A 13,613-nucleotide genomic window follows, 5' to 3' on the forward strand; every position below is an offset into this window, starting at 1 on the left:
AACACTGCTTACATCGAGTTAGTAGGATTTGTATCAATGAAAAAGTTAATCGCTGCCGCCAGCTTATGTGTTGCAAGTTTCAGCGTACAAGCTGCTATCACTGTTCCTGATTATGATCTGAATGCCGGCAAACAAATCGCAGAAACTGTCTGCGCTGCTTGTCATGGTGTTGATGGTGTGAGCCCTGTGCCAGCCCAGCCAAATCTTGGTGGTCAAAACGTCAAATATCTATATAAGCAATTGGTCAACTTTAAAGCAGGCTATCGCAAAAACGGTATCATGCAGTCGCAAGTAGCCAACTTATCGCAGCAAGACTTAGCCAACGTTGCAGGCTATTATTCAAGCCAAAAGCCTTGGGGCGTTGCTTTCGGTAATCCTGCAACCACGCAAGAAGCCAGTAAGCTGTTTTTAGGTGGTGATAAATCGCGCGGTGTTATCGGTTGTGCAGGTTGTCATGGTCCAGATGCTGCAGGTAATGTTTGGGCAGCGTTTCCACGTTTAGGCGGACAGCACGCTGAATATATCGCCACTCAGCTGAAACTTTTCCGTGCTGCTGGTCGTGCAGATGATATCGATAGCGACGATCAAAAGCGTGCTAATGATGCAGCGAAAGAAGGCGAGATGGGCATGATGCAGACTGTCGCCTCTAAATTGTCTGATCGTGATATCCGTATCTTGTCAGATTATGTAAGCGCTATTCACTAATATCCAATAAGGTTGGCGTTCTTTATTACTATTATTAATAAGAGCGTTACCTGTATTGGTTTTGAATGAGCTACTAAACCCCGATTTCGGGGTTTTTTTATAACTGTCAGTTCTTATATAATGGCATATTCTCAATTAGTATGACTCAACGTTATTCACCTTGAATCGCTTGGATGTAAATTATGATGATTCGCTATGCTTCTTATTTTGTTGCAGCGCTGCTACCATTATTGCTTTTTCGCTGGTTTGCACCGGCGTCGATTGGCGAGATTGATTTTTGGTTATTGTGGCTGCTTGCTATGGTATTAGTCTCGCTACCAGTGATTTATGCTGAGATAGCACTGGCTTATCGTAGTGCTGAGGCACCTTTGGCGGGCATGCAAAAGCTCACTCGAGAGGCGGATGCTAGCGCTTTATGGCGTGGATTTGGTTGGCTTGCGGCGCTGGTATCTATCATCATTGCGGCGCTGGTGATATCAGGGGCAAGCACCGGCATATTAACAGCGCTCACAGAATTAAATAGCGCACCTGAGATACCAAGTTTTGCTATTGCCGCAGGCTTGATGGTCATTGCGGCATTATTAAGCTTGCTTGGTGTGACCCCTTTACCGATTGGTCTCGGCTTAATGGTGATTGGCTTGATATTTGGCGTCGCCAACGGCTTGCCTAATGTTACTTTTGCAATGACCAATGTCAGTTTGAGTGAATGGGCACGCGCGGTTGCACTAGCACTTGTCAGTGTCGGTGCTGGTACGGGCTTATACTGGTTTGGGCAAAACCTGGTCAGCAAACAAGCAGCAACGGCAGTAGGCATTGACAATCACAATGCACAAACATCTTCGCATACCGATAGTGCAAAGGAGTATCGAGCAACCAAGCTAGTGCTACCTATTTGGATATTGCAGCTATTAGTTGGAGTAGTGGCTTTATTTATCAGTGGTATGGCGCTGCCACCAATCGGACAGCTACTGTACTGGGTAGGGGTGTTATTTGTCGCCAGCTACTTGTTACACTATAGTGCCCAGCAGCTAACGCACAAGTTTGGACTGCTCATCAGCTTGGTCATGACGGCTGTCATTGCCATAGTATTGGTCGTTGCCATACCGATTATTTGGCTAGTAGGTATATTGGTCGTTATCAGCACCATTGTCGTATTATTGTTGTCAGTTTTTGCAGGCTGGCAGATGAAGATCAGCCATTTGCGTAAGTCTTTGAACTTTGGCAATGAAGCTTTTTATAACTTGTGGCGAATAGCGATCCGTTTGATTGTGCCAGTGGCACTTTTGTTAGCCTTGATCGGTTGGGGTATGCAGTGGTTAAGCTAGTGGCTAATGATAAGGTTAACATGCCTCCAGACATTGTTGCCTCACAAGGTGCTATGATAACGGTATATTTAGCCTATGCTGAATATGAGAAGCAGCAGCACTATTTAAGTTTGCAAGTAGTTGATGGCACAACCTTATATGCAGCATTAGAGCAGGCCGGCTGGTTGATACAGTTTGATGGATTGGCAACATGGTGCGCTGAGATGAGTGAGGTAACAGTGCCGATAGCCAAACGTTGGCACGTTGGCATCTATGCGCAAAAGCAACCGCTTAGCTATCAATTGCAGCCGTTCGATCGAATAGAGGTGTACAGAAGCTTAAGCGCTGATCCTATGTCTCAGCGCAAAAGTAAATCTAGATAAAATCTATCTTGAGCTTGATATTTAAACTCGCTATTGAAGCGACTACTTAATTAGATGTTATTGAGGAAGTGTTTCCAATCCCTGAATACTGGTTACGATACCATTATTATCAAAATAAACCTTTAAGTGCTGACTGGCATTTTTGACATCAGCGATACCTTGACGGCGACCTTCAGTCCCAGCTTTATAGTCATAGATATAATCCCAACGGTTTGGCTCTAGAGTGTCTCGAATCGCTGGGCTACCAAGAATATAAAGTACCTGATTTTGATTCATACCCACTTGTAGTTTTTGTGCTTGAGTTTGCGTAATCGGAGTACCTTGTGGCAAATCAATCTTATAAACACTGAGTAATGAGCAGCCAGACATCGTAACAGCCGCGCCCAACATACTGGTCATGACAATCTTGCGTAATGAACTTGTAGAATAAAACGGACGTAAATTTAAGGTCTTTATCATGGTAAGATGACTCATAAAAAATGGGTTAGGTACGGCTAAGGGCAATAGATGCTGGTCTTACCGACAATCTTGGATAAATGATACGTCATTTACTTGCAATTGCCTACCACTTACGACATTATTTACTAAATACGCACTGGCATCATTTCTTATTTATATTGTAAATTCATAGACTTATCGTACTATTTTTTAGAGAAAATGCACTAAAAATAGCTGTGATAGCGACTGAATTTTTATGAGTGCAACTTTTTATACTTAACGATTCATCATCATTGATCATTATGTATCTGATGTTTTTTGAACCTATTTGCTAAGACTTTCATAGTCAGAAGGGATATTATGGCTTCTTTTACCAATCAAGATTTACGTAGAGCGGGTCTGAAAGTAACGTTACCGCGTATCAAAATTTTAGAGCTACTTGAAAGTGCAGAGCTGCATCATATGAGTGCAGAAGAGGTTTATAAGGCACTGATTGAGCAAGGCGAAGATGTGGGTCTAGCAACGGTATATCGAGTACTGACTCAGTTTGAGCAAGCAGGTATTGTTGAGCGTCACAATTTTGAAAACAATCTGTCCGTGTTTGAGATTACCCAAGATGAGCATCACGATCATTTGGTTTGTGATAACTGCGGTAAAATTGTCGAATTTCATAACAAAGTAATCGAAGAAGAACAGCTTAAAGCAGCGGCAGAGCATGGCTTTAAGCTATCGGGTCACTCATTGGTACTATATGGTATCTGTAATGATCAAGCGTGCAAAGACAGCGTAAAATAGCGGTTAAAATCTTGATAAGATAAATATAAAAAAGCCCTCTTATTATGATGAGGGCTTTTTTTACGATTGTTTTTTAAGTATTAAACACAATATCTACAGCTGAGAATAGCTAATTAGGTAATATCTAACGATAAACTATCTGCGCCTTCATCTAAATTGGCGCTACCGTTTTTACTGCTGAGCTTGATTTTTAAGCGTAAATCGTTGGGAGAGTCGGCATGAAGAATGGCTTCTTTATAAGTAATCTCACCGTTTTCATATAAATCAAACAGCGCTTGGTCAAAGGTTTGCATGCCGCTATCACGTGAACGCGTCATCACATCCTTGATTTCATGCACTTCACCTTTACGGATATAATCACTAATCAGTTGTGAGTTTAACAAGATTTCAATAGCGGCGCGGCGACCTTTGCCATCAGGCGTTGGAATAAGTTGCTGAGCGATAATAGCTTGCAAGTTAAGGGACAAATCCATAAACAGCTGATTATGGCGACTGGTCTCAAAAAAGTGAATAATACGGTCAATCGCTTGGTTGGCGTTATTGGCGTGGAGAGTCGCAAATACTAAGTGACCAGTTTCGGCATATTGAATCGCGTAGCTCATGACTTCACGATTACGAATCTCACCAATCAAAATTACATCTGGCGCTTGGCGCAAGGTGTTTTTTAGACCTGCTTCAAAAGAATGGGTATCGATACCGACTTCGCGCTGGGTAATGATACAACCACGATGCTTATGGACAAATTCGATAGGATCTTCGATAGTAATAATATGACCATGTGAATTTTGATTGCGGTGTCCAATCATCGCAGCTAATGTGGTTGATTTACCAGTACCTGTCGCACCAACCAGCAAAATAATACCACGCTTTTTCATCGCTAGCTCTTTTAGCGCTGGTGGCAGGCGAAGCTCTTCGACCGTTGGGATTTTATTTTCAATTTTCCGTAAAATCATCCCCGCCATATCGCGCTGTATAAATGCGCTGACTCGAAAACGTGCTTGCTGTGCTTGGTCGGTAATCGCAAACTGGCACTCATTAGTCTCATCAAACTCTTTTTGCTGATTGACGGTCATGACGCCTTTGACCAGCCTCATGGTTTGCTCGGCCGTCAAAGGTGTCTTACCAACGGGCAGAATTTTGCCATTAATTTTCATGGAAGGGGCAACATCGGCGGTAATAAAAAGGTCGGAGCCATTTTTATTAATCATTAATTGTAAAAGTTTATCAATGTCCATAATGTACCTGCATTTGCGATAAAATGTGCAATAAATAGAGTAAAATTTGTTTTAATAAACTTTTGAGGGCTGCCAATAAATGCTTTTATATAAAGGCTTCAGGCTGCTTAGCATAAGGTCGTGCAACGTCTTTGCTAATAGTACCTTTAGATACCAAGTTTTTAAGGGTTTGATCAAGGGTAATCATGCCATCACCAGCACCCGTTTGAATCGCAGAGTACATCTGGGCAATTTTGTTTTCACGTATCAGGTTACGAATAGCTGGCGTACCGAGCATAATTTCATGGGCGGCAATTCGTCCACCGGTTTGACGGCGTAACAGCGTTTGCGAGATAACCGCTTGTAATGATTCTGATAACATGGCTCGAATCATATCTTTTTCAGCGGCAGGGAAGACGTCAATGACACGGTCAATAGTTTTGGCGGCTGAGCTAGTATGTAGCGTACCAAAGACTAAATGTCCTGTTTCAGCAGCAGTCAACGCCAAGCGTATAGTCTCAAGGTCACGTAGCTCACCTACCAAGATAACGTCTGGATCTTCACGTAGGGCAGAACGTAGTGCTGCATCGAAACCTAAAGTATCACGGTGTACTTCACGCTGGTTAATCAAACTTTTTTTAGATTCGTGGACAAATTCAATCGGGTCTTCAATGGTTAAAATATGTTCTTTACGGGTATCATTGATATAATCAATCATCGCCGCTAGTGTCGTTGATTTACCAGAGCCCGTTGGACCTGTAACCAAAACCACACCGCGCTTAAAGTCTGACACACGCTTAAAGACTTCGCCCATACCCAAATCTTCCATCGTCAAAACTTTAGATGGAATGGTACGAAAGACAGCGCCCGCTCCACGGTTTTGGTTAAAAGCGTTGACACGAAAACGTGCTAAATTTGGAATCTCAAAAGAGAAATCTGTCTCATAAAATTCTTCAAAATCGGCACGTTGCCTATCATTCATGATGTCATAAATGAGCTGATGTACCACTTGATGGCTCATCTCTGGCATATTAATACGCGTCATTTCGCCATCAACACGTATCATGGCAGGCATACCGGCTGAAATATGTAAATCTGAGGCTTTATGCTTGACCGTAAAACGTAGTAGGTCTTCGATGCTTAAATTTTGTTCAGCCATAATCGGGTAGTCCTATCAATAAATAATAGTGTGCAAAGGCAGCACAGAAGGCGGGTAATAAGCAGGATTCTATGACAGTGTTTGAGCTAACCTTGTTAAGATAAGCTAGGTTTCACCATAATTGTTACCACAGCTATAGCTTTGGGTAGCATATGTTAAACCATGTAACAATATCATAACAAGACTATACTGATTTAACCATCTACTAACTGAATAAAATGCAAAAATAGCCTTACGGGTAATATTTTATTTATACCAATAAACGTCTTTTTTATTAAAATTTATCTTTACAATAAAAAACATAAGCCAATCATTTTTTAAAATAATTCAATGTTTTATATATAAGAGTATTTTATGAATACTAGTTCTCCTGAAGAAAATACAACTGACGCCTCTGCTGATATTATAAATAGCGAAGGTGAAGCTAAGAATATCAGCCTTATTGAAAATTGGCAGCAAGTCAGTCAACAAGTCGAGCAGGCATGTATGCAAGCCCAGAGAGTGCCAAGTAGTGTGACCTTACTTGCAGTATCCAAAACTAAAGTCGCTGAAATGGTGGCGACGTTAGCGCGTCAAGGACAGCGTGATTTTGGTGAAAACTACCTCCAAGAAGCAATTGAGAAAATCCAGTTGTTACGCGAGCAAGTAGGTTTTGAAGATATTGTTTGGCATTATATTGGCAGCATTCAACGCAATAAAACCCGTGATATAGCAGAGCATTTCGACTGGGTACAAACGCTTGAGCGGGACATTATTGCCAAACGCTTGCATGAGCAGCGCCCTGCTAATATGCCGCCATTAAATGTGTTGATTCAGGTTAATATCGATCAAGAAGACAGCAAGTCAGGGTGTCTGCCAGAAGCGCTACCTGAATTAATAGAAAGCTTAAAAGCTTATGAGCGTTTACAGTTGCGCGGTTTAATGATCATCCCTGCCAAAGCCAACACCAATGCCTTTGAACGCACCAAACAGTTATTTGACAATGTTAAGCGCGCCCATCCTGATCTGAGTCAATGGGACACACTAAGCATGGGGATGAGTAATGATATGAGCGAGGCGATAGCGCATGGCTCGACTATGGTACGCGTTGGTACTGCCATATTCGGCACACGTGCTTGATAGCTTAAGAAGCTCATTTCATTTATGGTAGATTAGAAAGCAGATGATAAGGCTAATATTTCCATATCAGCCTTATTCTTATATATAGAGTGACAGTAGAGATAAAGTGCCGCATTTATTCAATGACATCTTCAAATTTTGTCACTAGCAGCTGAGTGATTTTAAGGTTATCAGTGGCAATAATCTCAAAACGATAATTGGCATATTCGACGCTGTCGGTCTTTTTAGGAATTTTACGTAGCATATACATCATAAAGCCGCTAATGGTCTCGTAATTTTCGCTATGCGGTAGATTGACCATGCCCAATGAGCGAATGACATCTTCGATGGGTGTCATGCCATCAATTAGCCACGAGTTGTCGGTACGCTGCACAATCGGCTGCTCCTCTAAGGTTACCAGCTCGCCCATAACGATACTCATCACGTCTTTAAGCGTAATAACCCCAACCACCAACGCATACTCATTCACAATAACGGCAAAATCTGCGCCTGTTGATTTAAAGGTTTCAAGCACTTCAAATAACGATAAAGTATCGGGGATAAAAAGAGCTGGCTTCAATAACGCTTTGTCCGTTAAGCACACTTCTTGCTGCTCAAGTACCGAGGCCAAAAAGCTACGCGATTCTACATAACCGACGATATCTTCTAAATCATCGTCATTACAAACCAAAAATTTATTGTGTGGTTGCTTAATCATGACCGCAACCACTTCTTCGGTACTGGCTTTGGTATCAAAATAGACAATATGCTCGCGCGGATTCATCACCGAAGTCACCGTACGCTCTTGCATCTCAAAGATGTTTTCAATCAAATGATGTTCTTGATGTTTAATGACGCCAGCTTCAGCACCGGCATCCATCACTGCATAAATATCTTCTGAGGTCATCTCATCTTGGCGTACAGTTGAGACGCCTATCAGTTTAAAGAGGAAGTTTGCCGCCCCATCAAATACCCAAATAATCGGTTTAAAGACAAAAATAAAGAAAATCATCGGTCGTACCATTTTGACCGCGATAGGTTCGGCATTAGACATCGCTAAACGCTTGGGCATCAAGTCGGCAAATAATACAAATACACTGGTGACCAAGATAAATGAAACCACTGATGCGGCCGTATCATTACCAAAAAGCTGCTGTAAATAGGGACTAACGGCTGACTCACCGATAACCCCTGCTAGGATGGCTACGGCGTTGAGCGCCACTTGTACCACAGTAATAAAGCTGCCGGGTTGTTCCTGCATATTGAGCACATCGAGTGCTCGAACTTCGCCTTCCTTGGCCATGACTTGTAGCTTGATTTTGCGGGCGGAGGCAAGCGCCAACTCCGAACTAGAAACAATAGCGCTTAGCGCAATTAATATAAAAATACACACAGCGGCGGTTAGCAAGCTCATGAAAGACTCGGATAAGAATAATTAGATAGGGTAGGGAAGTTAATAATAATGAATAAAATAGTACGAGAAAAAGAATAGTTGGAAGGATTTATACATAAAAACTAAAAAGCTGGGCATGCACCCAGCTCATTATGAAGCAGTATGTAGAACACAGAAAGGTAAATTTATCAAACCTCTAAAAACACATTAAAAGTATAAAGATAAATGTTATTTCTAAGCTTAGCCTTTAATAGACCATTTATTGACTAGCGGATAGCGGCGCTCACGACCAAAGGCTTTATGGCTAATTTTTGTGCCAATCGGTGCTTGTGAGCGTTTATATTCGCTACCATCGACCATCTGGATAACCTTAGCCACCAAATCGGCATCGAAGCCTTTATCGACAATATCTTGATAGCCCATATCTTCATCGATATAAGACATTAAAATACCATCTAGAACATCATAATCAGGCAAGCTGTCTTGGTCTTTTTGATCAGGGCGCAGCTCAGCGGATGGCGGACGCGTAATGACGCGCTCAGGGATAACTGGCGTATCTTCTAAACGGTTACGATAGCTGGCCAGTTTGTAAACTTGTGATTTATAGACGTCTTTTAGAACGTCAAAACCGCCTGCCATATCCCCGTATAAAGTTGAATAGCCAACGGCTAGCTCTGATTTATTACCAGTTGTGATAACCAAATGCCCAAATTTATTCGACAATGCCATCAGTACCACACCGCGTGCGCGTGCTTGGATATTTTCTTCGGTGGTATCAGCAGGCGATTTGTTGAATAATGGCGCAAGGGTATGACGGATACCTTCGACTGCATCAAAGATAGGACAAACGGTATAAGAGACATTGAGACGGCGAGCTTGAGCTTGCGCGTCCTCTAAGCTGATTTGTGAAGTATATTCATACGGCATCATAACCGCGTAAACCTTATCAGCGCCTAGCGCATCGACAGCAATACATAATGTCAATGCCGAATCAATGCCGCCTGACAAGCCCACAATAATGCCAGTAAAGCCTGAAAGGTTAACGTAATCACGCAAACCAACAACCAGCGCTTGATACATCTCAGATTCACGACTTAATGATAATGGCGCTTTTACTTGGCTGTTAAATTTTGCTGTTTTTACATCAAAGCTGGCAAGTAGCAATTGATTCATAAAGCGTGAGGCTTCATGTGCCACACTGCCGTCCGCTTGAATCGCCATAGAGCCGCCGTCAAATACCAAATCATCTTGACCGCCAACGGCATTAAGATAAATAATCGGTAAGTTATTTTCGCGACTACGTTTGGCAAGCATAGTTTTGCGCGTATCTTGCTTTTCAATCTCAAATGGCGAGGCGTTTAAACTCACAATCAGGTCAGCGCCTTGCTTTTTAAGCTCAGCAATAGGTCCTTTTTCCCACAAGTCTTCACAAATAAGCAAACCAATGGTGATGCCTTTATAGTCAAATAGAACTTGGTTGCGACCTTTATCGAAGTAACGGCGCTCATCAAAGACGCCATAGTTTGGCAAGATTTGCTTATGATAGAAGCCTTTTTGATGACCGTTATGCAAAATAGCGGCTGAGTTAAAAGTGCCATGATGATCAACATGCGGATAGCCCACAATCATGACAATATCATCGATATCGCTTAGCGTCGATAGCGCTGCCTTGATACGACCTGAAAGACTAGGGCGTAGCAATAAATCTTGTGGTGGATAGCCTAATAATCCAAGCTCTGGAAAAATAATGACATCAGCGCCTTGCTCGCGGGCTTGTAAGGCCAACGTGCGCATTTTTTCGGCGTTAGCTTTGATATCACCGACTAAAAAATGAGACTGTGCTAAAGCAAAAGTGACGCTATCTTGCGATTTTGGAGCTTTATTAACGTCTGTTGCAGCAGTAAGGTTAGGGTTATCAGTATCTTTTGTGGTGTCTTTTGACATTGTTATTGTTCCTATCAATAGGTTATTTAAATGTGTTTTGGTTTCAAATAAAACCAAATTAAAATAGTTTTCCGAAATTGATTCAAACTATATTTTCAATTATTTATTCAAAGTACGATGCTTCAATAGAGCGTCGATACTATGAAAATCAAGCGTAGATAAACATGAATGTCATGCTTATCTGTTCTCTCAATTTATATATTGCTGCTCTAAATTTGACGTTAAATATCGTTGAGAGTAGAGCAAAAAATGAGAGTAAAGATAATTCGTTTTAAAACGCTTAGGGCTTATTTTAATGAAAATAAATACAGCCAAATCAATATAACGTTATTTAAAAGCGTAAATTAATCCCTTTAGTATAACACCAATTGATACTACTAATAGAATCAGCCAGTGATTTAGCCTACTAGATAACAGAGTTAAAAAGGCATAAAAATCGCAGATGCGAAGTGTTTTTTGCTAATATAATTCTACACTGACTATTTTAGCCATCAATATCAGGAGCAATAAACGCATGAGCAAATGTTCTATCAATAAAGTTGTAAGTAAAGGTTACAACATAGCCTTATTTATTTGAGAGATTTTGCTGCATAATGTCCGCTTGTTATAGGTTTGCCTTGATCTTTAACAAGCAGATGCTTTATCTGCTTCTGCACTGCCTAAAACCTTCGCTAATGGATAAAAATTACAAACATAACCTGTGATTTAAACGACCCATTTATAAACTTTATAGTAGAGCCGCAAGGTTTCTGCTGGCAACCCTTGGTTTATACGCTATGATTGAAAACTGGACAAAAGAATTTATTATTCAGCGCTTGCTGGCGATTACCTTATTGGTCGTGCTGTTTGTACTGTGTTTTCAAGTGGTACAGTTTTTTATTGTACCGGCACTGTGGGCGGCGATTTTGGCATATGTCACCTTTCCTATTTATAACTTTTTTCATCAAAGGGTTAGGTTCAGCTCAAATTTTAGCGCGGCGATTATGACCGTGAGTATTACGTTAATGATAGGCGTGCCTCTGGTCGCCGGTATTTTTATTTTGCAACAAGAAGCATTAAGCCTGATTACTAATTTAGTTTATCGGATTAAGGTTGGCTATTTGGATGTGCCTGACTCTGTCAAAGATTTGCCGATAATAGGTCAGCAGGTTAAAGATGTGCTTTGGCGCATTAATAAAAATCCTGAAGGGACGCTAGAGGCATTTCGTCTGTGGGTACAGTCGCACCTGTATTATGGAAAAATCGCCTTTGATGTGGTCTTCAGTGGTCTTGCCAAACTTGGCATGGCGCTTATGACCTTGTTTTTCTTTTATCGCGATGGTACCAGTTTAGTTCGCCAAATTCGCCAAGCGCTGCGCAATATCATCGGTAATCGTATTGATGGTTATATTGATTCGGTTGGTACTACCACGCGTGCCGTGGTTTACGGTATTGGATTGACGGCATTAGCACAGGCGCTGCTCGCTGGTGTTGGTTACTATTTTGCTAGCGCACCGAGTCCTATTTTGATGACGATTGTGACGTTTATCATTGCTTTAATTCCATTTGGCACGCCATTCGTTTGGGGTGGTGTCTCACTGTGGTTACTGAGCCAAGGGCATACGGTTGAAGGGATAGGCTTGGCGTTATGGGGCATTCTGGTGATTAGCTGGGTTGATAATCTTATTCGTCCTATCGTCATTAGTGGCGCAACCAAAATTCCTTTTATTATTATTTTCATTGGGGTGCTAGGCGGTCTGACCGCTTTTGGTTTTGTGGGTTTGTTTATCGGTCCTGTGGTACTGGCAATCGGACTTGCGGTATGGCGTGAATGGATATCGCAGCACAAAAATGAGCTGTTTGCCCAGCAAGAAGAGTTAGATCAAGGTAAAAGCCTGATGAAGGTCAATCATCCAAGCCAAGAAACACCCTTATAAGCTCATTTATATTAAAAAATTGCTTAAAGTATTTAGAGTCATCTGTAAAATTATCCATATTAAATGAGACGGTAGCGGGTACTATGAAAAACAAGGTAGATACGATGAAAAATCTCACTATTGTGGCTGATAGTAATATCGCAAGCCTTGATGAGTTCTTTAATCCTGTAGCACTAGGTCAAAATACTGAGCAACAAGTACAGGTCATACGCGTTGCTGGTCGTGATATTAATGCGCAGTTATTGGAGGACTTGCAGCCTGATGTGCTGTTGATACGTTCAGTAACTGTAATCGACCAATCACTATTGGCTAATAACAATAGTGTCAAATTTGTCGGTTCTGCAACTATTGGTACTGACCATGTTGATCAAGATTATCTGGCGGCGCGCAATATTAGCTTTGCCAATGCTGCTGGCTGTAGCAAACATTCGGTCGCGCAATATGTAGTGAGCGCTATTTTGACTTTGCGCCCGCAGTATTGGCAGCAATCTACCACGCCAATCACATTGGGTATTATAGGACTTGGTAATATTGGCAGCACACTAGCGCGATATGCCAGTGATTTAGGCTGGCAAGTATTGGGTTATGACCCATTGTTGGCTGCATCTGATATTAATAATGCTAGTCTTGAACAGGTATTGCGCCAAAGCGATGTGGTGAGTTTACATGTACCTTTGACGGATAAAAAAGATTCGCAAGGCGCAGCGAATGATGTAGTTAGCGACAGTATCAGTAATAACGTCAGCGACTATCCAACCCGCCATTTAATCAATGCAGAAACGTTAGCATTGATGTCGCCGCATACCATGCTGGTTAATAGCGCGCGCGGACCTGTGATAGATGCCACTGCTATCGAAGCTGATATTGATGCGACGAACCGTCAAGTAGTCTTGGATGTATTTGAGCATGAGCCGCAAATAGCTGAGAGCTTGCTGTCTAAACTTGCGATTGCCACTCCGCATATTGCCGGTTATACCTTAGAAGGCAAGTTGCGCGGTACACAAATTATTTATGACGCCTTATGTGAGAAGTTAGCAGTGTTGCCTGTATTGTCGATGCATCAGCTGCTACCGCTCAATACTTATCTCTGGTCTGAGCTAAAAGAAAACCCAGACAGATTACAGAAGTTTTATGACATCAAAAAAGACGATGCGGCATTAAGAAATAAAGTGACGCAAGGCAAGGTAAAAGGCGCAGATTTTGACCAGCTACGCCGTGATTACCATTTGCGCCGTGAATGGCAAGCATAGGCAAGCAGTGTGAC

The 13,613-nt window shown here is 41.9% G+C and carries 12 protein-coding genes; 7 read left to right on the plus strand and 5 right to left on the minus strand.

Annotated features, from left to right (window positions below; genetic code table 11):
* Nucleotides 1-36: 36 nt before the first annotated feature.
* The 3 genes from ACMHKH_RS00955 (at nucleotide 37) to ACMHKH_RS00965 (ending at nucleotide 2,392) form a co-directional block, all read left to right on the plus strand.
* Nucleotides 37-705 carry a c-type cytochrome gene (locus tag ACMHKH_RS00955; protein WP_413518816.1) on the plus strand — a complete coding sequence of 223 codons (669 nt, stop codon included), beginning with the start codon at nucleotides 37-39 and terminating at the stop codon, nucleotides 703-705.
* Nucleotides 706-887: 182 nt separating this feature from the next.
* A complete protein-coding gene (locus ACMHKH_RS00960) occupies nucleotides 888-2,030 on the plus strand; it encodes a hypothetical protein (protein WP_413518817.1) in 1,143 nt (380 codons plus the stop codon).
* Between the two features lie 20 nt (nucleotides 2,031-2,050).
* A complete protein-coding gene (locus ACMHKH_RS00965; protein ID WP_413518818.1) occupies nucleotides 2,051-2,392 on the plus strand; it encodes an RnfH family protein in 342 nt (113 codons plus the stop codon).
* A 57-nt stretch (nucleotides 2,393-2,449) separates the two neighbouring features.
* On the opposite strand, the gene ACMHKH_RS00970 is transcribed toward ACMHKH_RS00965, so the two are convergent.
* The gene (locus tag ACMHKH_RS00970; protein WP_413518819.1) at nucleotides 2,450-2,866 is read right to left on the minus strand and encodes an outer membrane protein assembly factor BamE; all 417 of its coding nucleotides are present in this window, start codon (nucleotides 2,864-2,866) and stop codon (nucleotides 2,450-2,452) included.
* Between the two features lie 324 nt (nucleotides 2,867-3,190).
* On the opposite strand from ACMHKH_RS00970, the gene fur reads away from it, so the two are divergent.
* Nucleotides 3,191-3,625: a ferric iron uptake transcriptional regulator gene (fur, locus tag ACMHKH_RS00975; protein WP_413518820.1), complete on the plus strand. Its 435-nt coding sequence runs from the start codon at nucleotides 3,191-3,193 to the stop codon at nucleotides 3,623-3,625.
* 113 nt (nucleotides 3,626-3,738) lie between these two features.
* On the opposite strand, the gene ACMHKH_RS00980 is transcribed toward fur, so the two are convergent.
* Both ACMHKH_RS00980 and ACMHKH_RS00985 read right to left on the minus strand, forming a co-directional pair.
* Nucleotides 3,739-4,860, minus strand: a complete 1,122-nt coding sequence (locus ACMHKH_RS00980; protein WP_413518821.1) for a PilT/PilU family type 4a pilus ATPase — start codon at nucleotides 4,858-4,860, stop codon at nucleotides 3,739-3,741.
* Nucleotides 4,861-4,945: 85 nt separating this feature from the next.
* Nucleotides 4,946-5,998 carry a type IV pilus twitching motility protein PilT gene (locus tag ACMHKH_RS00985; RefSeq protein ID WP_413518822.1) on the minus strand — a complete coding sequence of 351 codons (1,053 nt, stop codon included), beginning with the start codon at nucleotides 5,996-5,998 and terminating at the stop codon, nucleotides 4,946-4,948.
* 354 nt (nucleotides 5,999-6,352) lie between these two features.
* Between ACMHKH_RS00985 and ACMHKH_RS00990 the strand changes: the two genes are divergently transcribed.
* Nucleotides 6,353-7,117, plus strand: coding sequence for a YggS family pyridoxal phosphate-dependent enzyme (locus ACMHKH_RS00990; RefSeq protein WP_413518823.1), 765 nt, complete (start codon nucleotides 6,353-6,355; stop codon nucleotides 7,115-7,117).
* Between the two features lie 115 nt (nucleotides 7,118-7,232).
* On the opposite strand, the gene ACMHKH_RS00995 is transcribed toward ACMHKH_RS00990, so the two are convergent.
* Complete coding sequence (locus tag ACMHKH_RS00995; protein WP_413518824.1) at nucleotides 7,233-8,510, minus strand: hemolysin family protein; 1,278 nt, start codon at nucleotides 8,508-8,510, stop codon at nucleotides 7,233-7,235.
* Nucleotides 8,511-8,729: 219 nt separating this feature from the next.
* A complete protein-coding gene (locus ACMHKH_RS01000) occupies nucleotides 8,730-10,433 on the minus strand; it encodes an NAD+ synthase (protein ID WP_413518825.1) in 1,704 nt (567 codons plus the stop codon).
* 776 nt (nucleotides 10,434-11,209) lie between these two features.
* Between ACMHKH_RS01000 and ACMHKH_RS01005 the strand changes: the two genes are divergently transcribed.
* Nucleotides 11,210-12,349 (plus strand): AI-2E family transporter, encoded by a 1,140-nt coding sequence (locus tag ACMHKH_RS01005; protein WP_413518826.1) that lies wholly within the window; start codon nucleotides 11,210-11,212, stop codon nucleotides 12,347-12,349.
* A 104-nt stretch (nucleotides 12,350-12,453) separates the two neighbouring features.
* Nucleotides 12,454-13,599, plus strand: a complete 1,146-nt coding sequence (locus ACMHKH_RS01010) for a 4-phosphoerythronate dehydrogenase (protein WP_413518827.1) — start codon at nucleotides 12,454-12,456, stop codon at nucleotides 13,597-13,599.
* Nucleotides 13,600-13,613 lie beyond the last annotated feature (14 nt).

The sequence above is a fragment of the Psychrobacter glacincola genome (genome assembly GCF_965118485.1).
Classification (GTDB): Bacteria; Pseudomonadota; Gammaproteobacteria; order Pseudomonadales; family Moraxellaceae; genus Psychrobacter; species Psychrobacter glacincola_D.